This is a genomic window from Fontibacillus panacisegetis (genome assembly GCF_900102215.1).
GTDB classification, from domain to species: Bacteria; Bacillota; Bacilli; order Paenibacillales; family Paenibacillaceae; genus Fontibacillus; species Fontibacillus panacisegetis.
Genome location: NZ_FNBG01000010.1, coordinates 50,024 through 74,829, shown reverse-complemented (window position 1 = coordinate 74,829; position 24,806 = coordinate 50,024). Strand labels below are relative to the sequence as shown.

General features: G+C 42.8%; 19 protein-coding genes. 10 read left to right on the top strand and 9 right to left on the bottom strand.

Features of this window, described 5'->3' with window-relative positions:
- Positions 1-30 precede the first annotated feature (30 nt).
- Entirely contained in the window at positions 31-2,016 is a 1,986-nt protein-coding gene (parE, locus tag BLS49_RS10500; RefSeq protein WP_091229478.1) for a DNA topoisomerase IV subunit B, read from the top strand.
- 13 nt (positions 2,017-2,029) lie between these two features.
- Entirely contained in the window at positions 2,030-4,465 is a 2,436-nt protein-coding gene (gyrA, locus tag BLS49_RS10495) for a DNA gyrase subunit A (protein WP_091229474.1), read from the top strand.
- A gap of 64 nt (positions 4,466-4,529) precedes the next feature.
- Here the strand turns inward: gyrA and BLS49_RS10490 are convergent, their stop codons facing one another.
- Entirely contained in the window at positions 4,530-5,396 is an 867-nt protein-coding gene (locus tag BLS49_RS10490; RefSeq protein ID WP_091229471.1) for a LysR family transcriptional regulator, read from the bottom strand.
- A 1,088-nt stretch (positions 5,397-6,484) separates the two neighbouring features.
- Here BLS49_RS10490 and BLS49_RS10485 point away from each other — a divergent pair.
- The gene (locus BLS49_RS10485) at positions 6,485-7,558 is read left to right on the top strand and encodes a branched-chain amino acid aminotransferase (protein WP_091229467.1); all 1,074 of its coding nucleotides are present in this window, start codon (positions 6,485-6,487) and stop codon (positions 7,556-7,558) included.
- Positions 7,559-7,672: 114 nt separating this feature from the next.
- On the opposite strand, the gene BLS49_RS10480 is transcribed toward BLS49_RS10485, so the two are convergent.
- Positions 7,673-9,841, bottom strand: coding sequence for a basic secretory protein-like protein (locus tag BLS49_RS10480; protein ID WP_245742334.1), 2,169 nt, complete (start codon positions 9,839-9,841; stop codon positions 7,673-7,675).
- Positions 9,842-10,123: 282 nt separating this feature from the next.
- On the opposite strand from BLS49_RS10480, the gene BLS49_RS10475 reads away from it, so the two are divergent.
- A complete protein-coding gene (locus BLS49_RS10475; RefSeq protein WP_091229463.1) occupies positions 10,124-10,552 on the top strand; it encodes a MarR family winged helix-turn-helix transcriptional regulator in 429 nt (142 codons plus the stop codon).
- An 81-nt stretch (positions 10,553-10,633) separates the two neighbouring features.
- Here the strand turns inward: BLS49_RS10475 and BLS49_RS10470 are convergent, their stop codons facing one another.
- A complete protein-coding gene (locus tag BLS49_RS10470) occupies positions 10,634-11,392 on the bottom strand; it encodes an RluA family pseudouridine synthase (RefSeq protein ID WP_091229460.1) in 759 nt (252 codons plus the stop codon).
- A gap of 3 nt (positions 11,393-11,395) precedes the next feature.
- Positions 11,396-12,262 (bottom strand): class I SAM-dependent methyltransferase, encoded by an 867-nt coding sequence (locus BLS49_RS10465; RefSeq protein ID WP_091229455.1) that lies wholly within the window; start codon positions 12,260-12,262, stop codon positions 11,396-11,398.
- Between the two features lie 159 nt (positions 12,263-12,421).
- On the opposite strand from BLS49_RS10465, the gene BLS49_RS10460 reads away from it, so the two are divergent.
- A complete protein-coding gene (locus tag BLS49_RS10460; RefSeq protein ID WP_091229452.1) occupies positions 12,422-14,140 on the top strand; it encodes an ABC transporter ATP-binding protein in 1,719 nt (572 codons plus the stop codon).
- A 4-nt stretch (positions 14,141-14,144) separates the two neighbouring features.
- Here BLS49_RS10460 and BLS49_RS10455 read toward each other — a convergent pair whose 3' ends face one another.
- Positions 14,145-14,990 carry a GNAT family N-acetyltransferase gene (locus BLS49_RS10455; protein ID WP_091229447.1) on the bottom strand — a complete coding sequence of 282 codons (846 nt, stop codon included), beginning with the start codon at positions 14,988-14,990 and terminating at the stop codon, positions 14,145-14,147.
- 150 nt (positions 14,991-15,140) lie between these two features.
- Here BLS49_RS10455 and BLS49_RS10450 point away from each other — a divergent pair, with 150 nt between their 5' ends.
- Positions 15,141-15,920, top strand: coding sequence for an ABC transporter ATP-binding protein (locus BLS49_RS10450; RefSeq protein WP_091229445.1), 780 nt, complete (start codon positions 15,141-15,143; stop codon positions 15,918-15,920).
- Positions 15,921-16,018: 98 nt separating this feature from the next.
- The gene (locus BLS49_RS10445; protein ID WP_091229443.1) at positions 16,019-16,861 is read left to right on the top strand and encodes a prohibitin family protein; all 843 of its coding nucleotides are present in this window, start codon (positions 16,019-16,021) and stop codon (positions 16,859-16,861) included.
- A 55-nt stretch (positions 16,862-16,916) separates the two neighbouring features.
- On the opposite strand, the gene BLS49_RS10440 is transcribed toward BLS49_RS10445, so the two are convergent.
- The 3 genes from BLS49_RS10440 to BLS49_RS10425 form a co-directional block, all read right to left on the bottom strand.
- Positions 16,917-18,029 carry a GerAB/ArcD/ProY family transporter gene (locus BLS49_RS10440; RefSeq protein WP_091229440.1) on the bottom strand — a complete coding sequence of 371 codons (1,113 nt, stop codon included), beginning with the start codon at positions 18,027-18,029 and terminating at the stop codon, positions 16,917-16,919.
- Between the two features lie 260 nt (positions 18,030-18,289).
- Complete coding sequence (locus BLS49_RS10430; protein WP_091229436.1) at positions 18,290-19,483, bottom strand: Ger(x)C family spore germination protein; 1,194 nt, start codon at positions 19,481-19,483, stop codon at positions 18,290-18,292.
- Positions 19,480-21,087 (bottom strand): spore germination protein, encoded by a 1,608-nt coding sequence (locus tag BLS49_RS10425; RefSeq protein WP_245742333.1) that lies wholly within the window; start codon positions 21,085-21,087, stop codon positions 19,480-19,482. The genes BLS49_RS10430 and BLS49_RS10425 overlap by 4 nt, the downstream gene beginning before the upstream one ends.
- A 169-nt stretch (positions 21,088-21,256) precedes the next feature.
- On the opposite strand from BLS49_RS10425, the gene BLS49_RS10420 reads away from it, so the two are divergent.
- Positions 21,257-22,303, top strand: a complete 1,047-nt coding sequence (locus BLS49_RS10420) for an HD-GYP domain-containing protein (protein WP_091229434.1) — start codon at positions 21,257-21,259, stop codon at positions 22,301-22,303.
- A 41-nt stretch (positions 22,304-22,344) separates the two neighbouring features.
- Here the strand turns inward: BLS49_RS10420 and BLS49_RS10415 are convergent, their stop codons facing one another.
- Positions 22,345-22,989, bottom strand: coding sequence for a L,D-transpeptidase family protein (locus tag BLS49_RS10415; protein ID WP_091229687.1), 645 nt, complete (start codon positions 22,987-22,989; stop codon positions 22,345-22,347).
- A 230-nt stretch (positions 22,990-23,219) separates the two neighbouring features.
- On the opposite strand from BLS49_RS10415, the gene BLS49_RS10410 reads away from it, so the two are divergent.
- Positions 23,220-23,633 (top strand): VOC family protein, encoded by a 414-nt coding sequence (locus BLS49_RS10410; protein WP_091229432.1) that lies wholly within the window; start codon positions 23,220-23,222, stop codon positions 23,631-23,633.
- Positions 23,634-23,793: 160 nt separating this feature from the next.
- Positions 23,794-24,780 (top strand): serine hydrolase domain-containing protein, encoded by a 987-nt coding sequence (locus BLS49_RS10405; RefSeq protein ID WP_091229430.1) that lies wholly within the window; start codon positions 23,794-23,796, stop codon positions 24,778-24,780.
- Positions 24,781-24,806: the final 26 nt, after the last annotated feature.

Here is a 24,806-nt window from a genome sequence, read left to right as displayed (position 1 = left end):
TACATAAAGAAGTATAAAGGGGGAGCATGAATGGCGGAACAAATCGATTTGTTCGAAGACGCCTCCAAGGCCACGAATAGCCCTGCGGCTTCGGGATACGACGCGGACGACATTCAAGTGCTCGAGGGGCTTGTTGCGGTACGCAAACGACCAGGTATGTATATCGGTAGTACGAGCTCGTCGGGACTTCATCATCTGGTATGGGAGATTGTTGATAATGCTGTCGACGAGCATTTGGCGAAGTATTGTTCCAAAATCGACATTACCTTGAACAAGGACGGTTCTGTGACCGTTTTTGATAATGGACGCGGCATTCCGACAGGAATGCATAAGACAGGAATACCAACACCGCAGGTGGTGTATACGATACTGCATGCCGGAGGTAAATTTGGCGGATCGGGCTATAAGAAATCCGGGGGGTTGCACGGCGTTGGCGCTTCAGTAACGAATGCGCTGTCCGAGTGGCTTGAGGTCGATATTTATCGTGAAGGTAAAATCCATCGCATGCGCTTCGAGTACTGGGTTGATAAGAAGGGTGTAGAGCATGTCGGGGAACCTGTTACTGGGCTTGAGGTGCTGGGAAATACGAATCGGACCGGAACAAAAGTAACCTTTAAACCAGACATTCGAGTATTTGTTAACGGAATAGGACTCAATTATGACACACTTTCTGAGCGTCTGCAGGAGATCGCTTTTCTGAACTCGGGTCTTAAAGTAACACTTAAGGATGAACGTTCAGATCGTGCTGATGAATTCTTCTATGAAGGAGGAGCCAGTCAGTTTGTTGAATTCCTGAATGACGGGAAGGATGTTCTGCATGATGTAGTCCATTTTTATGCTGAGCGGGATGAAATCGAGGTAGAGGTAGCTTTACAGTATAACGCTGGTTATACGGAAACCTTGGCTTCGTTTGTGAACTCGATTCCTACGCGCGGCGGTGGTACGCATGAGACGGGGTTTAAAACGGCTTACACCCGTGTTATGAATGATTATGCGCGTAAGAACGGCATTCTGAAAGAAAAGGATAAAAATCTGGAAGGCAACGATCTGCGGGAAGGCATGATGGCAGTCATCAGCGTCAAAATGTCTGAAGTCGAGTTTGTCGGCCAAACAAAGGATCAACTCGGTAGTGCTTCCGCGAGAAGTGCTGTTGATACTGTAGTCTCTGAAAAAATGGCGCTCTTCCTCGAAGAAAATCCACAAGTGGCTCAGACGCTTATTAAGAAAGCAATCCAGGCTTCGCGTGCACGTGAAGCTGCCCGCAAGGCTCGAGACGAGATGCGCACTGGCAAGAAGAGGAGTGAAAGCACGAATCTGGGCGGCAAGCTTACTCCTGCACAGTCGAAGGATTTCACTCGAAATGAGCTGTTCATCGTCGAAGGTGATTCTGCAGGCGGTTCAGCAAAACAAGGACGCGACTCTAAAATTCAGGCTATTTTGCCGTTAAAGGGTAAGCCGATGAACCCGGAAAAAGCGAAGCTTGCTGACATCTTGAAGAACGATGAGTATCGTGCGATTATTTCGGCTATTGGCGCAGGTATTGGAACAGAATTCGCCGTAGAGGACAGCAATTATTCGAAGATTATCATCATGACTGACGCCGATACGGACGGGGCGCATATTCAGGTATTGTTGCTTACGTTCTTTTATCGTTACATGAAGCCGCTCATTGATGCAGGCAAAGTATATATCGCTCAGCCACCGCTATACAAAATTACTCGTCGTTCCGGCAAGCTGGAAACGGTGCGTTATGCGTGGAGTGACGAGCAGTTGCAAAATTATTTGAAGGAATTTGGCAAAAATTTTGAGCTGCAGCGTTACAAAGGTCTCGGTGAAATGAACCCTGAGCAATTATGGGAAACGACGATGAATCCTGAGTCGCGTACAATGCTGCAGGTTCAAATTGAGGATGCGGCCAAGGCAGAGCGCCGAGTATCTACACTTATGGGAGATAAAGTAGATCCTCGAAAACGCTGGATTGTTGAAAATGTTGATTTTACGGAGTATGAGGAATAGAAGGTGACTTGATTTGAGTTTAATGGAAAACTTTTTGCCGGCCTTTCTGGAAGAAGTCGTGGGAGACCGCTTTGGACGGTATTCCAAATACATTATTCAGGACCGCGCTATTCCAGATGTTCGCGACGGTTTGAAGCCAGTACAGCGCCGGATTCTTTATTCGATGTACGATTCGGGCAATACACCGGATAAGCCATATCGAAAATCAGCGAAAACTGTAGGGGACGTAATGGGTAATTATCATCCTCACGGCGACTCCTCGATTTACGAAGGTATGGTACGGATGGCGCAGCCATGGAAAATGGGACATGTGCTTGTAGACGGTCATGGTAACTGGGGTTCTCAGGACGATGACCCGGCAGCTGCAATGCGGTATACGGAAGCCAGATTGTCTCCGATTGCTATGGAACTGCTGCGTGATATTGAGAAGCGTACGGTTCCGTTTAAGGACAATTTTGATAATACGGCAATGGAGCCAGTAGTACTTCCTTCGCGTTTTCCTAATCTACTAGTCAATGGGGTAAGTGGTATTTCCGCAGGTTTTGCTACAGAGATTCCTCCCCATAATTTACGGGAAGTGATCGACGCTTGTATCGCTGTGATGGAGAACCCTGAACTAGGCCTGGAGGACATTCGTAAATATGTCAAAGGACCGGATTTTCCAACCGGCGGGATCATCATGGGTGAAGAAGGTATCCGTGATGCTTACGAATCCGGCAAAGGTCGTATTTATTTGCGCTCCAAGACAGAAATTGAGACGCTCCGTGGTGGTAAACAGCAGATCACAGTTACGGAAATTCCTTATCAGGTCGTGAAATCACGTCTCGTTACTGCGATGGAGAATATTCGACTTGAGAAAAAGGTTGACGGGATTGCAGAAGTACGCGATGAGAGCGGACGTAACGGTCTCCGAATCGTCGTAGAACTGAAAAAAGATGCGGATGCCACCGGGATTCTGGCTTACCTTTTGAAGAAGACAGATCTTCAGGTTACTTACAACTTCAATATGGTGGCTATAGTGAACAAAGCACCTCGACAGCTAGGCTTGAAAGCAATGCTGGATGCCTATATCGCCCATCAGCGTGAGGTTGTTACTCATCGGACCCAGTTTGAGCTGGAGAAAATGGAGGATCGTGCTCATGTTCTCGAAGGCTTGGTTAAAGCCTTGAACATTCTGGATGAAGTGATCGCTGCGATCAAAGCATCCAAGAACCGCCAGGATGCCCAAAACAACCTGCAATGGATGTTCGGCTTTACTGAGCGCCAGGCGGATTCTATTCTGACCTTGCAATTATACCGTCTTACAAATTTGGAGATTACTTCACTTCAGAAAGAGCTTGACGATATTCTGAAGAAGATTACGGTATTACGTGGTATTCTCGACAGTGATAAGAAGTTAGTTGCTGTTATTAAAAAAGAATTGCTCGAAATTCGTGATAAATATGGTATTGATCGTCGCTCTGAAATTCAGGGTGAGGTAGAAGAACTTAAGGTAAATCTGGAAGTACTAGTTGCTCAGGAGGACGTACTTGTTACTCTGTCGAATGAAGGGTATATCAAACGTACGAGTATGCTGTCGTTCACCCGTTCCGGTGGCGAGCGTGAAGGTTCTGGTGTGAAGGAAGGCGACTACATCAAGCATGTGCTGGATGTTGATACGCTGGAAAATATTCTGATCTTCACGCAGCGGGGGCAATATTTCTTGCTTCCTGTCCATCAAATTCCTGAATTTAAGTGGAAGGATAACGGAACAGCAATTGTGAACGTGATTCCGATGGCAAAAGAGGATCGAATCGTTAGCGTGATTCCGATGAAGAGCTTCGAGGAAACGAATCAGAGTCTTGTCTTCATCACTAAGAGAGGACAGGTTAAGCGAACAGAGCTTAAGGAATATGAGACGAAGCGTTCAAATGCTGTTGCTGCCTGCAAAGTGGCTGATGGAGATGAAGTAATCTTGGTAACGGTTAGTCAGAACAATCAGGAAATTTTGCTGATTACAGCAAAAGGGATGGCTATTCGCTTTGCTGAACAAGAGGTAAATGCGATGGGTCGCGTCTCAGCAGGTGTTCGCGGAATTGGCCTTAAGGATGATGACGAAGTGGTTGCCGGGTTATGGGTAGAAGGTGAAGAGGGGGAAATTCTCGTCGTATCCGATCTTGGCTATGCCAAGCGCAGCTTATTGCTGGATTATCCGTTGCAAAGCCGCGGCGGTAAAGGTGTTCAAACCTTCGAATTCAAAGAGGGTAAACGAGTTAAACCTAATGGCAACATCATTATTGATGGATTCCATTGTAAGGAACCGATCACATTCCATGCGATGACGAAAGAAGGCGCAGTCTTTGACTTTAGCTCTGAGAATGCTCCGCTTTCGGATCGAAAATCAATTGGAAAACATGTAGTGTCACTGGATAAACAGGATGCGATTGTGGATCTGGTAATTAGACCGTAAATAAAAAGCTCAAAATTAACAAGCTTCGCAGTCGGTATATGAGTACCGTTCGCGAAGCTTGTTGTTATTTAGTCAGATGCTGTATAAAGCTCTGAATGGTGGAATCCATATAAATGTCCCTGCGATAGACAATTCCTACGTTTTTTCTGGGTGATGGTTCAGTAAAAGGAATGAATGTGATGTGATCACCCAGTTGTGTTGCGTCGGCATATGATTTGGGAAGAACAGTGGCTCCAACTTGCTGTGCGGTCATTTGCAGCTGTGATTCCATGGTAGACAGCTCCATGACTGGTTTCAGCACGACACCAATGTTTTGACAAGCGGACTCAATCATCTGTCTTACAAGAAATTTATGTGGGAATAAAACAAGCGGAAGCTGTGCTAATTGTCCCAGCTGTATGTTTTTTTGAGCAGCAAGCTCATGATCAGAGGATACAGCAAGCACTAATTCCTCTTCAAATAAGGGCAGGCAGACAAGCTGTTCATCCTGAAGCGGCAGGAACACGACACCAAGGTCCAGGCGGTTCTCCAGTAGTCCATCGCGTGTCTCATCTGTTGCAAGTTCAATAACAATGAGCTCAATACCAGGGTGCTGCCTGTGAAAAGAAATCAGTGCATCTGTTAAAAGGTGGTTGCCTGAGCACCCAATTCGCAGACGACCACGCTGCATACCCACGAGCTCACCGATTTCCAGCTTAGCTTGATCCAGTTCATAGGAGACGCGTCTGGCATGCTCCAGCAGAATCATACCGGCCTGTGTGAGGTGATTCTTTTTGCCGGAACGATGAAATAATGAGGTTCCAAGCTCATGCTCAAGAAGACGAATTTGATGACTGAGAGTAGGCTGCGATATGCCTAACTTATCAGCGGCTTTCGTAAAATGAAGCTCTTCAGCAACCGCGATAAAATAATCGAGAAGACGATTCTCCATATTGGGGCACTCCTTTGCTAATAATAGTAATATTTGTTCGAACAGACTTGATAGTACTAGCCTAAATAGTGGGATTTATCCAACTTATGCAACTTATGCTATTTTCCATTAAGTATTTTAGCATTCAGGTATGGGTATGTAACTTTCAGTATTTATCATAGCTAATTTCTATGATAAATCATACAGTAAGAATGATTACAATAATTTGAAAAACATATAAAAGATTCGTTCAATTGAGCTCTGTCAGAATACCCGTTGAAGTATTTAAAAGGCATAAATGGATTTAAATCGTTAGCAATTGATTTAAAGAGGCTATCCTAACAGTTATCTAGGATAACTTTGAGGGACGCTTTTTTAGCAGTGGAGAGGCAAGATATCAGGAAAAAATGCAAAAATGCAGTTTTATAAAAGTAGCCATGAAAGGATGAACAAAAGCTTGCAAAAATGCAGGAATATTGCTCAGAATAGACTAGTTTGAAGAGAATCCTTAGAGAAAGCCTGCACATTTGCAGGAATTTCAGGAATTCCGCATCATGACACTATTACACATGAGATACGGTCATAGAATGTGGCGGGATCAAGCGGTGCAGGGATCGCCTTCCTTGCACCGCTATTTCTAGTTTTGACACGTCTTTTTCTCAGGCGAACCGTCCCATGAAGCTATTAAACCTACTTCTGTTTAGGCGTAAACTCAAAAATCCTCCAAATGTTCAAAAGTAAAGTAATGATTTTATTTTTGCCAAGTGGAACTCATCATTAATTACTTAATAAACGTGCAACTTTGCTTCAGCAAGGCTGCTCGTTACATTACAATAAGAGGGGCTCGCTAACGAGGTAACTTTACAACGCAAGCCTTAAACTCTCCGTTCTTCGAAGAGAGGTTTAATATATTTCTGTCTTCATGCTGCAATTTCGAATTTAAATCAGGAGTTATAAAGCCCACACAGAGCAATTGATTACCCATCCCCATATCCAAACTTATAGATGTAGACTATGATTATTATTGATATAATAGTATTGATCAATGCTAAAAATACGAGTATAGTAGTGGAAAAGTAACGCGACGCGTAAGAGAGGAAGCGAATGAAGTGAGTCATTCCAATTTGAAATTCATACAACGAGAACAACTTAAAGTTAAACCGAAGGCTAGTGAGCTAGGTTTTGGCAAATATTTCACTGATCATATGTTTGTTATGGATTATTCGACTGAGCAAGGTTGGTATGATGGCAGAATTGTCCCTTACGGCCCTATTTCGCTTGATCCATCAGCAATGGTGTTTCACTATGGTCAGGAAGTTTTCGAAGGTATGAAAGCCTATAAGACAGAAAAGGAAGGCATCGTTCTGTTTAGACCGGATATGAACGTGAAGCGGATGAATGAATCTAGTACTCGTCTTTCAATTCCTCAAGTAGATCCTGATTATGTACTTAGTGCCATTAAGCAGCTGATCGAGATCGATCAGGAGTGGATTCCTGAAGGAGACGGGACATCACTCTATATTCGTCCATTTATTATTGCTACAGAGCCTTGCCTCGGTGTTCGTGCGGCTAAGCAGTATCAACTGCTTGTCATCATGTCCCCGGTAGGATCTTATTATAAAGAAGGTATTCATCCAGTTTCGATCTACGTAGAAGATCATTATGTTCGTGCGGTACGCGGAGGTACGGGTGCAGCAAAAACCTCAGGCAACTATGCAGCAGGTATTAAGGCGCAGGAGGTTGCTAAGGATCTGGGTTACTCTCAAGTACTGTGGCTAGATGGTGTTGAGAACAAGTACATTGAAGAAGTGGGCAGTATGAATGTATTCTTCAAAGTAAATGGTGAAGTAATTACTCCAGAGCTGTCGGGAAGTATTTTGGCAGGAATTACGCGTGATTCCGTGATCGCGATGCTTCGTTCATGGGGAGTTCCTGTAACAGAACGCAAAATTTCGGTAGAGGAATTGTTTGAGGCTCATCAGAAGGGGCAATTGGAAGAAGCCTTCGGAACAGGTACAGCTGCCGTCATTTCTCCAATTGGATCGATGAAATGGGAAGAGCAGCAAATTGAAATTGCTGGCGGCGAGATTGGTGAATGCGCTCATAAGCTGTATGATTCCATAACTGGAATTCAGCGCGGTACACTGGATGATCCATTTGGCTGGCGCCAAGTCGTTAAATAAAAATACGCTAGTCTGCAATATAGTAAAAAGTGAAAAATAGAGGACCCTTCCTTAAGGTTATTTTGCGACCTTGAGGGAGGGTTCCTCTATTTCATTCTGTCGATCTTCTGATGGTTATAAATCGATCCATTTTTGCACAGTCAGATTCACGTTCTGGGGTTCGCCCGTTATTAATAGCGTACGGTTTGCAATATCCGTACCGTTGCTGTTCGTTTCCACGCTTCCCCAAGTTCCTCGTGTCAGTTTGAATTCGACCGTCGTTCCAGCAGGTACATTCAATTCAATACGATATGTTCCATCAGAGTTTTTGCTTAAACGATAATTATCATCACCCGCATTCCAATTATTAATGTTCGCTGCGAGATACACAGCTGCATTGGAAGGGGTGTTGGACGGAACCGATACATTAAGAATGACCGCATCGTTTAGCGCCAGCGTCGTCGCAGTGATTGTATTACTCAATGCGGAAACGTTACCTGACGCATCGAAGGCTGCCACTGAAAACGTATAGGTCGTTCCTGCTGTTAAACCGTCAACTGTGTAGTCTGTGCTTGAAGAGGACCCCACTTTAACACCATTGACAAAGACATCGTAACCGGCGACACCAGCATTATCTGTGGATGCCGACCAGGACAAATTGACGCTGGATTGGGTTACATTGGAGGCAGTTAGTTCTTGAGGTATAGTCGGCGATGAATGGTCCAGAGAAGCCTGGTACTGGTTCCATAATAAAAGGACGTTTTCCCCCGTCAATTGCTGGAAAATACTTTCATTCCAACTCGTACCGTCAAAAGGATCAAGACTGGCATTCATTTCTCTTATAAACCCATGATGCTTATGCTCGTCGATCCAGCGGATGAAGTCGCCTGTTCTACCATAACCGTCCTGCCATGTTCCGCCGGCTGTTTGTGCGTATCTGTCATGATAACCCACCTCAAAGCGAACAGTATCCGCCATTCCTTCAATCAGGTAGCCGATCTGGCCATACGCATTGTCGTCATATTGGTATACATGAGTAAGCTCATGATACAGTATTCCGATAATCTCCCGGCGCAGCGGGGTGGATGAATTATTGACAGCTTCAAGATAACGTGAACTGATTGAGACTTCCTTTTCGGTAGAGTTGCCTGCGGCATGAGCGACGCCGTTCATGTCTCTTATACTGATCCGGATCACCTTAGGTCCCAATCGGATGTCATTAGGGTTTTCGTACAAGATGGAGCACAGCTTTCGCACGATAGCTGCCGCTTCTTCTTGCACATTAGGAAGTGCTTGTTCGAATAAGGCTCCCTTGCTCGTAGGGTCGTAATTATTGAAAACAATGGCGGGTGCGATGGCGTGCCACTTGTCTTCTTTGTAGGAAAATTCAATCTCTCCGATTTGCAGGATGTTCCCGCTATGATTTTGCAGATTAAATTTATAATAACGGTAAGAAGTTTGATTGCTAGTCAGCAAATAGTAGTTTCTTTGATGTCGTCTATCGAAATATTCATCGGTTTTGCTGTCCAGTGTCGTCCAGGAGTTTCCATCGTTGGAGGCTAGAAGTGTCCAGCTCTTTGGATCGCGCTCACTCGCATCGTTAGCGGACGTGATCGCGTATCCGTCCAGTGTGATGGCCTGTCCAAAATCGAATTGGAGAAAGCCGCTGTTCTCGAACGTAAGCCACTTTGTTGTGCTTGTCCTGTCGTAAACCTGCGCAATGCCTTCATGAGGGGCGTTTTCACCGCTGGCGGTGATGGTTGGCTGCAGATCTGTGTATTCTCCTTGCGTTCCGTCGAACAGCTCAATTTCTGCTAACTGGAGAGATTGGCCGCTATGATTTTCAATGTCGAATCGATAGTAGTTGTAAGGCGTCGAATTGGAAAAGGTATAATCACGGATTTGGTAACGATACGTAAAATCTTGAGAGTCACGTGTATCCAGCGGCGTCCAGTTCACACCGTCGTTGGAGCCCTTCAATGTCCAGCTTCGCGGATCACGTTCCGGATAATCGTTAGCTGCCCGGATTGTGTAGTGGTTGATAGCATAAGCTTGATTTCCTGAAAATTGGTACTGAATCCAGACTGATGGCTGATTAACAAACCATTTCGAAAAGGCGTTGCCATCAAAAACATTCTCCTTGTTCTCCGGTGGGTCCGAACTTTGATTCTCGCCAGCCGTTACCGTTCCGTCGGTCGCTCGATTGATCAGGTAATTGCTTGCTGCCTGAGATTTGTCCGGTACCACAAAAATACTAAGCAGTACGGACAGGACTGTCATAGCTGACAAAAACTTCTTCATCATGTTACGATCATCTCTCCTTTGAATAGAAAACTATGTTTTGTAATATTTTCCTTTACTATTATATCGGTAAAACCCTAAAATTAGGAAATGTAATATAATTATTACATCCAACTAACTATAAGTAGAATCGCAAAGGAGTTTGAGAGGATGAAATTGGATGTATATGGATTTTATTTGTGAAAAAAGGAGGAGATTACAACGGATTGTCGAAATAATTAATGACGTAAATAACTATTACATATGGAATGCACATAAATAGAATACAAATAGGGAGGAAGAGAAGTGCATACTCATGAATTTGCCAAGCTGCTAGAAGTCATCGTAAAAGAGTATCAAGGGCATATGGAGCAGGAACTCTCGCCGACGTTGACTACATCTCAGTTGACTGTATTGGAGCTATTGGAGCAGCAGGATCAGCTAAAGCCTTCTGATCTGATTCCATATCTATCCACGACACCAGCAGCGGTTACCATGCTGTTAGATCGTATGGAACGCGGGGAATTGATAAGACGAGTTCGGGATGAGGGAGATCGTCGAATTGTCTGGGTGTCAATAACGGAGAAGGGCAAGCATGAAGTAGTGCGTGGAGTAGAGGTTCGCAACAGCTATTTAAGCGGCATTTTGGATCGTATATCTACACATAATCAGCAGCTGTTAGTTTATTTGCTAGGTAAAATATCTGGCGTTCCGGCTAAGGTTGAAGCTAAGTAAGGACGTAAAAAAAGAAAAAACGGTATTATAGAGCGATTAATCGCTCTATAATACCGTTTTTTTAATGCTATATCTCAGGACTTAGTTCCATCCTGATTGTATATTTTCAGCTAGTTGGTCGTAGACTCGCTGATCCCATAGATTCCACGGATATTGGTGAGGTGGGATTGAGATGAGATCTACAGGCTCTTTACTCACTGGATGAGGGAACCCAACATATAACGACCAGAGTCCAATTTGCTCTCCGGGTTTGCTATAGGCCGACCCATATTTCTGATCCCCGTATAGCGGACACCCGATATGACTCATTTGTACTCGTATTTGATGAGGTCTTCCAGTGTGCAATTTGATTTGCACCAAGGAAAGGTTATCCTCAATTGAAGTTCCAATCACTTGATAATCAAGAATCGCATCCTTGCTGCCAGGAGTACCTTTCGAGACTATAGAGACGATGTTGGTACGTTCGTCCTTAAGTAGTGTGTCTGTAAGTCTACCGCTTTGTCCTTTGGGAATACCGCGTACGATGGCAACATACGACTTGTCAAAGCTTCGGCTTCGAACAGCTTCAGATAGACGGGATGCTGCTTTCGACGTCTTGGCAAAGATCATGGCTCCGCCAACGGGACGGTCAAGCCGATGCACTAGTCCAAGAAAGACATTACCTGGCTTGGAATAGCGTTCTTTAATGTCATCTTTAAGAATAGTCAGCATATCAGGGTCACCGCTTGCATCCTCTTGAGTGGGTACGTTCACCGGCTTTTCCACGCCAAGCAGATGGTTGTCCTCGAATAATATCGACATACTAGGGTGTCCCGATGTCCGTAATCGTTCGGAACCCATCCGTTATTCCTCCTCCCAACGGCCTAAAATGCCGCAAGGAAGATTTAGACCGGATCTGGTAATAGGAAGACCCAATTCACCGGCAGAAATTTTACCCCCATAACGTTTCTTGACTGTCATAGACAAAATGTTGTTGAGAACCGTAGGTGAAATGCCTGTTGTATAGGAATTGATGAGGAAGAAGAGAGGCTTGTCCGAAAGAATCTCCAGACAGGACTCTACAAATGGATACAAACTGTGCTCCAGTTTCCACATTTCTCCGCTTGGTCCGCGTCCATATGATGGAGGGTCCATAATAATGGCATCGTAACGGTTACCGCGACGTTGCTCTCTTTGAACGAACTTGAACACATCATCGGTAATGAATCGAACCGGACGATCTTCAAGTCCTGATAATGCGAGATTTTCTTTTGCCCAGGATACCATGCCTTTCGCAGCATCCACATGTACAACTGATGCTCCCGCCGAGGCGGCTGCAACAGTAGCACCTCCGGTGTAGGCGAACAAATTGAGGACCGAAATCGGGCGATTAGCTGCCGAGATTTTGTCCATCATCCATCTCCAGTTAGCTGCTTGCTCAGGGAACAGACCTGTATGTTTAAAGTTTGTCGGACGAATATAAAACTTGAGCTGATCATAGGATACTGTCCAGCGATCAGGCAATTGCTTCTTCATATCCCATTGACCACCACCTGAAGAACTGCGATGATAATGGCCGTGAACTTCTCTCCACTGACGATTCTCGTCTTTTATCGGCCAAATAATTTGCGGATCGGGACGACGGAGTATTACATCGTTCCAACGCTCCAGCTTTTCACCGTCTCCGGTATCAATGACTTCGTAATCCTGCCAATCATTAGCTATGTACATTTGTTATTCCTTCCTTCCGCGTAAAACGGTCACTTTCGCATACGGTTGTTATTGTACCTTATTCTTTATGGAAAAAACAATTATAACACTATGATTGGAGCCGTTTTTATGGTAGTCTAATCAGCAACGTTTTAATTTTTACATAAAGAGAGGGATATCATGCTGCGTCGGTTTTTTTCATATTATAAGCCTTACCGTAATTTGTTTATTCTTGATTTTACCTGTGCCGTTGTCGCCGGGCTGCTTGAGCTTGGTTTTCCTATAGCAGTAAATCAATTTGTGGATAAGCTGTTGCCGGGAAAAGATTGGTCTATGATCATATGGGCTAGTGCACTTTTGCTTGGAATCTATGTATTGAACACGGTTTTGAATTATATTGTAACGTATTGGGGCCATATGCTAGGCGTTAACATCGAGACCGATATGCGAAAAAAAATGTTCGAGCACCTGCAGAAGCTGTCCTTCCGATTCTATGACAACAATAAGACAGGCCATCTCATGTCACGAATTTCGCGTGATTTGGATGACATTGGAGAGGTGGCTCATCATGGACCTGAGGATGTTTTCATCGCGGGCATGACACTGATTGGATCTTTTATACTTATGCTTACGATTAATTGGCAGCTTGCGGTACTTACGTTTCTGATCGTACCCGTACTAGTATGGACAGCACTTTATTTTAATCGAAAAATGACTTCTACATATCGTGGTCTTTTCTCTGAGCTTGCGGACTTCAATGCACGTGTAGAGGAGAATATTGGGGGTATTCGTGTAGTCCAAGCATTTGCTAATGAGGAGCATGAGAAGAAGCTGTTCGCCGAGAATAATGGGCGGTATCGTGCAACAAAAATGATGGCGTATAAAATAATGGCAGGAAGTTTGTCGATCAATTACATGCTAATGCGCCTTGTCTCCTTGTTTGTCATGATTTGCGGTACTTGGTTCGTGATTCGTGGAGAATTATCCTATGGAGAATTTATTGGATTTCTTTTGCTGTCTAACGTATTTATTCGTCCAATTGAGAAGATTAATGCGATTATAGAGAGTTATCCGAAAGGCATTGCCGGTTTTAAAAGATACGTGGAGATTATAGATACAGAACCCGATGTGGCGAATACTGAGCATGCTGAAGATGCTGGTGTATTACGTGGGGATATTCAATTTGACAGAGTTACTTTCGGATATGAAGGGAGTGCCCAGGTTCTTAAGGATATTAATCTGAACGTCCGTGCGGGAGAGACAATTGCTTTTGTGGGCCCTTCAGGGGCGGGGAAAACGACTTTATGCAGCTTGCTGCCAAGATTTTATGAAGTAGACCGGGGTCAAATTACGATAGACGGCATTGATATTCGTGACATGACATTGTCTTCACTTCGTCGCAACATCGGTATTGTGCAGCAGGACGTATATTTGTTCTCAGGTACGATTCGCGAAAATATTTTGTACGGCAAGCTTGGTGCTTCTGATACGGAGGTATGGGAGGCGGCTAGAAGGGCTCAGCTTGAAGAGTTCATTCTTGCTCAAGCGACTGGTATGGATACGATTATCGGTGAACGTGGTGTGAAGCTGTCTGGTGGTCAAAAGCAGCGACTGGCTATTGCCAGAATGTTCCTCAAAAATCCACCTATCCTCATTCTCGATGAGGCGACATCTGCACTCGACACGGAGACTGAATTGGCCATCCAGCAATCCCTCTCCGAGCTGTCGGCGGGGCGTACGACTCTGGTTATAGCGCATCGACTTGCAACGATTAAAAATGCGGATCGGATTGTCGTCGTAACAGAGGATGGTATTTCAGAAGAAGGCCGCCATCAGGAGTTAGTCACTGCTGGCGGACATTATAGCAGGCTTCATCAAGCTCAATTCGGTGTGCAATAGCGGATTACGAAGAATGCCCAATGTATTTATAGTAGTCTTGAGAGGAAGTAACTTGAAACCCGGCTGTCGTGTATAACTTCATGGCATCCGGGTTTGTTAATGCCACCTCAAGTCCTAAATGCTCAAATCCTGCTGCGACTTCACGGTCAATGACTTTTCTGAGCACGGAGCTGCCAATTCGCTGTCCGCGGTATGACCTGGATACAACAAATCCATAGATCCAGCTCTCACCGTGAATTCTTGTAACACGTATTTTCCCAACCGCCACACCGCGAAGGAGGATCAATTCATTTTCGCAAATCTGAGTGGGGCTCATTTCATCATAAATAGCCTTTGACTCCTCGTACGACTCTTCAAATCCATCGCTGTCTAATTGAATGAGAAGTTCTGTGTCATGCTCGGTAGCCTGACGAAGACTTACATCTGTATTGATTGTAGTTAATTTGTCTGATTCTGAATCATACTTCATCTGATATTCAGACATTTCATATTTGCAAGAGACGGTGTCCAGGAATGGCTTCGCAGAAAGAGAGTTGGCGGGTGCGTTTAGCAATATTTCTGAAGTTGTAGCCAAAGTAGCATCATCCAGTCCGTTAAGCAGCAATTTAGTGAAAATCCCCGCTCTGCGATAATTCGGATGAACCATACCGCATATCTCAAGCTTGCCTCCGAAAAAATATCTCCCCAAAAAAGCTGCCAATTTTCCATCACGAATCTCAAACAAGTGAGTTCCATCATCAATAGCATGTTCTTCCAGCATATCCCAATTCAATTTTAGAGATATACCGTCAGTTTTCTCGCAGCATTGCTGTAACTGCAGAACATCATCCCAAGTCATGTTTTTTATCATCTATGTAGCACTCTCCATTCAATAATAAGCTTATGGAAGTATTCTATCTTATATTAAATGGAATGACTAATCATGATCATCGTATTCTTGACAAATGAATTACAGGAGAGTAGCTTGTAGTTACTGTAATCATATGGGAGGATTTCCTTGATGAAAAATTGTATAGAGATAAACGATGTCAGCTGGTATCGAGAAGGAAAAGCGGTATTGAAGGATATCCGTTGGCAGGTTGAGGAAGGACAGCATTGGGCGATTCTGGGACTTAACGGTTCAGGTAAGACAACTCTATTGAATTTACTAAACGGATATATTTGGCCTACGACGGGAAGTATCCGAGTATTGGGTCATAAATATGGAGAAGTAGACCTGCGAGAAATGCGAAAATCGATAGGTTGGGTTAGTTCTTCTTTTCAAGAGCGAATTCATGGGAATGAGAAGGCCCAAAATCTTGTAGTCAGCGGCAAATTTGCTTCGATTGGTTTGTATGAAAAGCCAATGGATGAGGACTATGATCGGGCAGGTGCTTTCATGGAGCAATTACGCTGTGGGCATCTGAAGGATCGCACTTATCAGACTTGCTCGCAAGGTGAAAAGCAGAAGCTGCTTATCGCAAGAGCGCTAATGGCGTCACCAAAGCTGCTTATTTTGGATGAAGCTACGAATGGACTTGATTTTATCTCGAAGGAAGGGCTCTTGGACAGTATCTATGAGCTGGCTGGATTGCCTGACGCACCGAATATGTTGTACGTAACGCATCATACGGAAGAAATTCTTCCTATATTCTCTCACAGTCTGCTTATACGTCGTGGAGAAGTATTTATGCAGGGACTAACACAAGAGGTTCTGAACAGTAAGGATCTGACAGACTTTTTTGAAATGCCGGTAAACCTTGACTGGAATCGTGAGCGCGCATGGCTGTCGCGTAAGTAAATACTTTATGGAATGTTGTTACTTTTTCGTTGAAGCCGCGTAATACCTATTAAAGCCGGGTGGAAATCGGCATAAATAGATTATGCGGAGGGATTTAAATGGAGACAGAAACAAATCCGGGAAAGAAAAAAAATAGCGTAAAAATGCGTGGATTAACAACGACAATCGTAGTTGCCGTCTTAGTGGTTATTGTTGGTATGAACAGTTATGCACAAGTTGAATATGGCCATGTAGGGTTGTATAAAACATTTGGTAAACTGAACAGCAACGTTTTATCACCGGGAATTCATTTCAAAATACCGTTCATTCAAAATGTAATCCAAGTAAATACACAGGTAACAAAAGCGGAGACAGATACTTCAGCTTCGTCCAAAGACCTTCAGCCGGTATCTACTCATGTAGCAGTGAACTACTCGGTTAACAAAGAGTCCGCGTACAACCTTATGAACAATATCGGTGGATCGTTTGATTCAATTATTATCAATCCTGCGGTGCAGGAAATTGTCAAAGAAGTCACCGCCAGATATCAAGCTGAGGATCTAATCGCCAGACGGGATGTGGTAGCTGGGGAAATCAGTGAGCATCTGACCCAACGTCTTGCAAAATATGATCTGATCGTAAATGAGATTAACATCGTAAACTTTAAATTTTCCGATGCGTTCAACCAATCAATTGAAGCGAAGCAAGTCGCCCAACAGCAGGCTCTGAAGGCAAGCAACGACTTAAAACGAATTGAGATCGAAGCAAAGCAAAAAGTAGCCCAGGCACAAGCAGAAGCTGAAGCATTGAAGCTGAAAAAGCAGGAAGTAACTCCTGAACTGGTTCAGTTGAAGCAAATCGAGGTCCAGGAAAAGGCTCTTGAGAAATGGGACGGCAAGCTGCCTACTGTTACAGGAGGGGCTACACCGTTTATCGATATTCAATCTTTAACGAATCAATAATGTGTTTATAGAACCTAGAATAGGCATTGGATTCCATTGTTGATCCTGTGTCATTCTAGGTTTTATTTGGTTGGTTATTGCTTGCCCTTTTAGGAGATCTGAATGCACCAACGATCCAGTATATCCAGGGGATAATGAACTCAGTTATTAATAAAATAGGCAAGGCTCCAACCATTATATATTCATTTAATTCGGGCTGAGATCGTGCTATGGTCAACGATAAAACGGCTGCAAAAGCCGTGACGGACAGTGTAAAAGGCTTATGGTCCTTCGTTTTGGTAAGCTGAGACAGGCAGGAAACGATGATAAAGATGGTGAAGGCGATTTTAACGAAAAGGCTTGTAAGCCATAAAATAATCAATATAGGGTCTAATGTTTCAAAAAAGGAACCATTCCTTATGAATCGGATCAGTTCCATATCCGGGTAGGTTAAATTTGCCGCTAAATCTGGTCCGAATGCAAGAAGAATGGGGATCAGATGTGTGAAAATTAGAAAGAGTGATGAGATCGTTGTTGTAAAAAAGGTTTTATATAGTTTTCCTGGGGCATGTAAATATGGAAATACAAGATAAATAAAAGCCAATTCACCAAATACGGCAGTGGTGATGTATGTACCTACACCTAAATGTTTAAAGTTCAGATGGGTAATTAAGGCAATCAACATATCCTGTTCAATTTCTGCTGCTGAGAGGAATGGAATAACGAAGAACACGATAGCGGTTATTATGAATATGCCTTGGGCAACCCGAAAAATGGTAGGGAGACCCGAACGAACGGCGTAAGCGACACAGATACAGAACAACAATATAACAGACCACGAGGGTGTGCCTACAAGATATTCCATTAGCAAAAAATCGGATAAATTTCTGAGATTTACTGCTGCTAGTGCAAAATTGGCTATTACAATGAGTATGATAAAAATAGTGTGTAAAGTCGAGCCAACGATTTCTCTGCCATAATCAGATAGAAATTGATCCGGTCGGGACATACCAACTCTGTAAGAAGGATACATCATCAGCAAGGCTAGGAAGCTTCCAATGAGCGTAGCGACGGGAGTGGAGTAATTACTGCCTGATATTAAAGCTCCTGCAAGAAAAGCAATTACAGTGGTGAATATGTATAGATTGAAAAGTGAAAATATTTGTGACGAAGTTACACTTTTTAGCATAGAGCAGTCCTCCAGTCAATTTTTGCCGAACAACCAGGTTTTTATTGAAATGCTAAGCATTTTAACCAGCATCGCTATAGTCATTTTGTCTTTAAAAGCAAACAGAATGAGTGATAATATGAAAAACACCAACGAAAACATCATGGGGATCATTTTGTTTCTAAGCTTCACTTTTTTTTGACTTTTATTTTGTTTCCACCAATCAAACCCTATAATCAGGATGAATGTGATTCCGATCCAGAACATATCCAACCCCTCGCTTAATCTGTTTTTTCCACTTCAACGGATCTATAATTCCCTCCAGTTCGATCTAAATCAATATCAACAGATATATCAATAGGAAGACTCGAAGAGTAGTAATCCTTCCAGCGTGATTTTATTTTTTTCCATGCTTTTGGATATTGCCAATCCAGATAATTACTCATCAAAAATGCATCGGACTTGGCCTCTCGTGTTTTGATCAAAACTTGCTCAATATTGTTCTTAACTGCTTCATTCAGTTTTTTCTTAATTTGAATGAGTGTGTCACTTTTACTTAAATCGATATCAGATTTGTTATCGAGGATGAATGCTTTTGCTTTGCTCTTAATTTTGAAGGAAACTTCGCCATTTTTAACGACAGGGTCAAAATTGGTTGAAACGTCTTGCGCGACACAGCTTATTTCTTTGCCATCACTCGGTGAAGCCACTGTAATAATCGTGCTTTTGATTTGGGCACTCATCCATAATGAGCCTCTTAATTCATCAGGATTAAGTTTAATATTTGACATTTTGCCGCCACTTATAATCGCTGCGCCATCTGTACCTATCCATTGATTTTTCTTAGGGTTATCTACTTCAATTTCAGGTTTCTCAGTAAAGTTTAGGAAGGGAAGCAGAATATCTCCTCCTTTATACGATGCTATGATGACATCCTTGACAGTTGAATCAAGTGTATAATGGTGTCTTATATATTTCGACAAAATGGTCGAAACAAATGGTTCAAATACTAGTGGCGTCTTCGTAATCTTTGACACATTCCCATGGGTAACAAAAATATTTGAGCTTAAATGAAATGCTGTTTGACGTTCTGCAAATTGAATAATCGGCAAAACGCCTTGTCGGGCATATTTTTCACCGATGACAATAACTTGTGTATGACCAAAGGATATGGGTCTTGATATGTCTACACTTATTTTACTGTATGCCTGGCTAATGTTTTCTGCTGCTTTTGTAACAAACGTAAATGGTTCTCCTTTAGGAGCGCCGCTTCCTCCGGTCGTTCCAGGGGTCATTCGATTAGGCAGGAGAAAGCCAAGCGAGAGCTCGGTTTCCCCTTTATCAGTTAAATCGAGGAGTATGATTGTAGCGAAGGCCCTGTCATTGATTTCGAAAGCCGACCAGCAGCCACTAATGATTACAAGGGGGAAAAGCGCTAAACATATTGTGATCAGTCTTTTTCTTAGCATGTTCATTCCTGCTCACCTGTTTGCTGCGACCAACGTCGCGAATTGTTCTTTTGCCTGGTGTCGTTTCTAGTCAGATGCAACGGACGTCGCAGCATGCTCCACCAAGGAGCACGTACGAACGTATCTTTCATTTCATCCTTTACAAATGGTGTAATTGGAGATAGATAAGGCAGCCCAAATGATTTTAGATTGATCAGATGGATGTAGATTAGAATTACTCCGCAAGCTACCCCGTACAATCCGAAGAGAGAGGCAAAAAACATGATCGGAAAGCGCAGCAGTCGGATCGTAAGGCCAAGGTCATAATGTGGAATAATAAAGGAAGCGATCCCAGTAAGGGAAACGATAATAACCATGGCTGCGGAGACGATTCCCGCTTGAACGGCTGCTGTTCCAATGATGAGCGCTCCGATAATAGAGACAGATTGTCCTATCGATTTGGGTATCCGAACCGATGCCTCTCGAAGGGCTTCAAAAGCGAGCTCCATCATCACTGCTTCCAGAAAGGCAGGAAAAGGAACAACCTCTCTGGAAGCTGCAAGAGTAATCAGAAGCTGGGAAGGAATCATTTCAGGGTGAAACGTTGTGATCGCAATATAGAGTGACGGCAGCAGCAGTGATACGAACAAAAAGAAGTATCTGATCCAGCGAATCCATGTAGCAGCAGTATAACGCTGATAATAATCTTCAGCAGCCTGCATCAGAATAGGCAAAGTGACTGGTGCAATAAGACTTGTCGGAGTTCCGTCAGCAAAGATGGTGATTCGCCCTTCAAGCATTGAGGCGCACGCTACATCTGGCCGTTCAGTGTATTGGAGTTGCGGGAAGGGAGAATAGGGGTTATCTTCGATGACTTCTTCTAAATAAGAAGTACCAAGCACTCCGTCAACTTCAATATAGGATAACCTTTTTTTCACTTCCTGTATGAGTTCAGGCTTACAAATTCCGTTAACATATGCGAGTACTATTTTGGTTTGCGACTTTTGACCTATTATCATGGATTCTATTTTCAAGTCCTTGTTTTTAATTCGCCTTCTTAAAAAAGTAATATTCGTATCCAGATCCTCAATAAACGCTTCTCTAGGTCCGCGAATCACAGATTCATTTGGTGCTTCGCTAATTGATCTTGTGGGATAAGCTGAAATGGCAAAGGTCAGCATTCTGATATCGCCATCAATGAGAAGCAGGGCACCAGCATCCAGGATTGCACTTAAGCCTTTATCTAAATCAGTAATAATTTGATTTTGCGATACGGAGAGCGAATTGTCCTCAAACAGAAGTTCATAGACATTGTCGTGCGTGAGGCCAGCAGTTTCATTAAGCAGACTTTTAATAATGAATTCTTGAATCGTATCTTGGTTGATCATGCCTTTGATATATATTACTGCGCAGCTATGTCCTGTGGTTAGAACAAATTGTCGATATATGACATCGAAGCAATCATTAAACTGAGCTTTGATCCAATCCAGACGTACTTTAAGGCTAGGATTATAAGAAACATGGTTTGATCTTGAGCCAACAGGAGGTTGTTCGTTTGAACTGCTTGCAGAAGATTTTGAGGCCTTGTGTATACTGTGAATTCCACGATATAATCTGCTCCAAATCGTCAAATTATTACCTCCTTGCCAATCTTAGGTGTTACATTAAAGATTTGCATTATGGGTCAGTTTTATTCTTCGACAAATACAGACTTTGGAACTATTTAATATTGGACTTATTTGTTCGATATTATAATTACAGTGTGCGAAAATGAAAAACCTAGGAAAGGAGGTCAATTCTGTGAGAACCCATATTATGGATCTTAAAGAAGGAGACCGCCTCAAATCAGATATTTTTAATAGGGCAGGGCTTCATGTGCTCCCAAGAGGGACCAGTATACATAAGGAAGAAATCGCTTTACTTATCAGGCAGAGCATTAACCATGTTGACATAGAGACACGTGAGGAGTTAGTTCCGGTTGCAGGCTCAACACGACAGGATTTTAGCCAATTGCTGCAGGAGAACTTTGAGATCGCTGTCAAAGGATTTCAAAGTGTCTTTCTTGAAGCGTTGACAACTGGTAAATTCAGTCAATCCATGGTTGAGGATAAACTTCAACCGATGCTTGAAGTGATCGATCAGAAGAAGGACGTTGTGTCACTCCTGATTACGTTTGGACAGGAAGACGTCAACATTTATAATCACTCCCTGCAGGTAGGATTGTTGTCATACTATATAGCGTCATGGCTTGGATATTCCAAGAAGGAATGTGAAGAGATCAGTAAAGCGGGTTATCTTCATGACATTGGGAAAAGTCAGGTTAGACAATCCATTCGTAATCACGAGGAATCTCTAAATGAGGAAGAACGTGAGGAAATGAAACGCCATACTACGTATGGATATGACATTATTCGCGAATCTATGACAAGTGAAAAAATCGCTCTGGCTGCTCTCCAGCACCATGAACGTGAAGATGGTTCAGGTTATCCTAACGAATTAAAGAAAGATGATATTCATCCTTATGCGCAAATTGTTGCAGTAGCGAATACTTATGTAGGATTGACTGCTCCGAAGGAAGGCAGTCCCAAACCAGGACTCTTGACAGTGCTTCGCAAAGTATATGAGCTAGGATTTGGTGAGCTAAATGAGAAAGCAGTACAGGCGCTTACACGGAACCTATTGCCAAACTTCATTGGGAAAAGGGCACGCTTGAGCTCTGGTGAAACAGCAACGATTATTTGGAACAATCCTTCGGATTATTTCAAGCCACTCGTTCAAGTCGGTGAAGAATTTCGTGATTTGTCAGTTGAACGCAATATTGTCGTTGAAGAATTGTTTATGGAATAACTGATTATAATGGCCGATTCCCTTTTGCGGGGAGTCGGCCATTATTCATATAGTCCTAGTTCATAATATACTGAAATGCTGACCACTCCGTTTACAGGCAAATCGTGGTCTTTTTGAAATTGCTTTAAAGCTAATGTAGTATCATAGCGGAACTTGCCGTTGATTGTTCCCTGAAAATATCCTGCACTCTTCAGGCGTGACTGAATCAGCTGCACATCACCACCGACATCGCCTTCTGCCAGTGCACGGGGATCGTGAGCTGGATCGCCTAAAAGATGACCATGAATAGTCACTTTGGTTCCCACAGGAATAACATCAAATAATTCCATAACATCCCGGTTTCGCATTCGAATACATCCATGGCTCTGATGCTGTCCTATAGATTGAGGCTTGTTGGTTCCGTGTATTCCATAAATGCCCCAAGGGACATTGAGTCCTAGCCAGCGTGGTCCAAACGAAGGACCCCAGTCTCTTCCTTTATAAATAACCTTGTATTCTCCAACAGGTGTAGGAGTGGAGAGATTGCCAACAGCGACCCGATATGTTTTAAAACGATTTCCCTGTGCATAAACAATCAATTCGTGGCGTAATGGATACACTTCGATAGAATAGATCCCTTCTTCGGATACGATGGGCAAAGAAGGTTCTCCATGCACTGGCTGTATCGAAAAGATGTCGCTTATCATTAATACCAGTATGATGATGAGCATGGATAGCGACAATTTCCTAATCAGTTGGTTCATAACATTCTCCAATAGGTAATAATTAATGTATGTAATAGTTAGCTGACAGTAGTATCACCATTAGTCCTGTTTTTATCCATGGAAAAGAAGAAGTATGGTGAATTGCCATGAAGAGGTAGGTTATAATATTGTTGAGATGAAAATCACATCAATTAATTGAAGGAGTGGAGTGTGTGGCAGTTGAAGTCTATCTCAATTTTAGTGGTAACTGTCGAGAAGCTGTAGAATATTACGCTGACGTATTCGAGACGGAAAGACCGAAATTTATGACTTTTGGTGAATCCCCTCAGAATCCAGAGTTTCCTCTGCCAGAAGAAGCCAAAGACTTGATCATGCACACCAGGCTTGTTATCAGTGGCAGCACGGTTATGTTCTCTGATACTTTTCCCGGGATGCCTTTTGTAGAAGGGAATAATATTAGTTTGGCAGTTGTCAGTGACAGTAAAGAGGAGCTCACAAAGTATTGGGATAAGCTAAAGCAAGACGGGGTTGTTGAGATGGAGCTTCAAGAGACCTTCTGGACTGAATACTACGGTTCCTTGAAGGATAAATACGGTATTGGCTGGCAATTCAATTTAGGTCAATAATGTTTGATATGCGAGTCGAAGAATTGAGATTGAGATGCCTTAGGGCATCTTTTTTTAGTGAAAAGAAGATAATCAAATAAAGGTACAATGAAGTGTCAAATATTTAGGTATTGTAAAATATTTCTAATCAATTTAACCTTTAGATGAAGGAGGTAATTTAATGAATCAAGAAATAGTGACAGAGCTGGAAAAGAAAATAAACAAAGATTATAGCAATATTGCAGGTATGGTTGTACTAAAAGACGGTAAAACACGATATGAAAATTACTTTAATGAATGCACTGCTGCTAGCCGAATCCATGTTTATTCAGTAACAAAAAGTATGATTTCCATCCTGATTGGGATCGCCATGGACAAAGGATACATCAAAAGTATCAACCAGAAGGTATTGGATTTTTTCCCGGATTACATAGTTAAAAGAAGAGAAAAAACAATACAGAATGTTACACTTAAGGATTTGCTGACAATGACAGCTCCGTATAAATATAAGTTTGCACCTTACACTTACATAAAGTATTTCATGAGTGATGACTGGGTAAAATTTACGTTTGATTTATTGGGAGGTAAGGGGCAGATAGGGAAATTCAGATACACTCCCCTCGTAGGTCCAGATATTTTGTCGGGCATTCTTGTAAAAGCAACTGGACAATCTGTGTTTGATTTCGCAACAGAAAATTTATTCTCGCCACTCGGAATTACTGTTGAGAGTAATGTGATTTTTCATAGTGCAAAGGAACAACGCGCATTTAATAAATCTAAAAGTATCAGTGGCTGGGTTGCTGACGCGGCTGGAGTAAATACAGGAGGATGGGGTCTTACTCTCTCTCCTGTGGATATGGCAAGGATAGGTCAATTGTGCTTAGATGGCGGAATGTGGAATGGAAAACAAATTGTATCGGCAAGATGGATAGACGAGGGTACAAAGGAACATAGCCGATGGGAAAAATTCAATCTGTCATATGGATATTTATGGTGGGTAGAGAACGGGAATGGATATGCAGCTATGGGAGATGGAGGAAATATGATCTATGTCAATACAAAGAAAAAAATAGTAGTTTCTATTGTTTCTCTTTTTGTGCCAAAGGTCAAGGATAGAATGGAATTTATTAAAAAATATATTGAACCAATATTTGAGAATTGTGTATAGTGAATTCCAGTTTATTGGTGAAATTA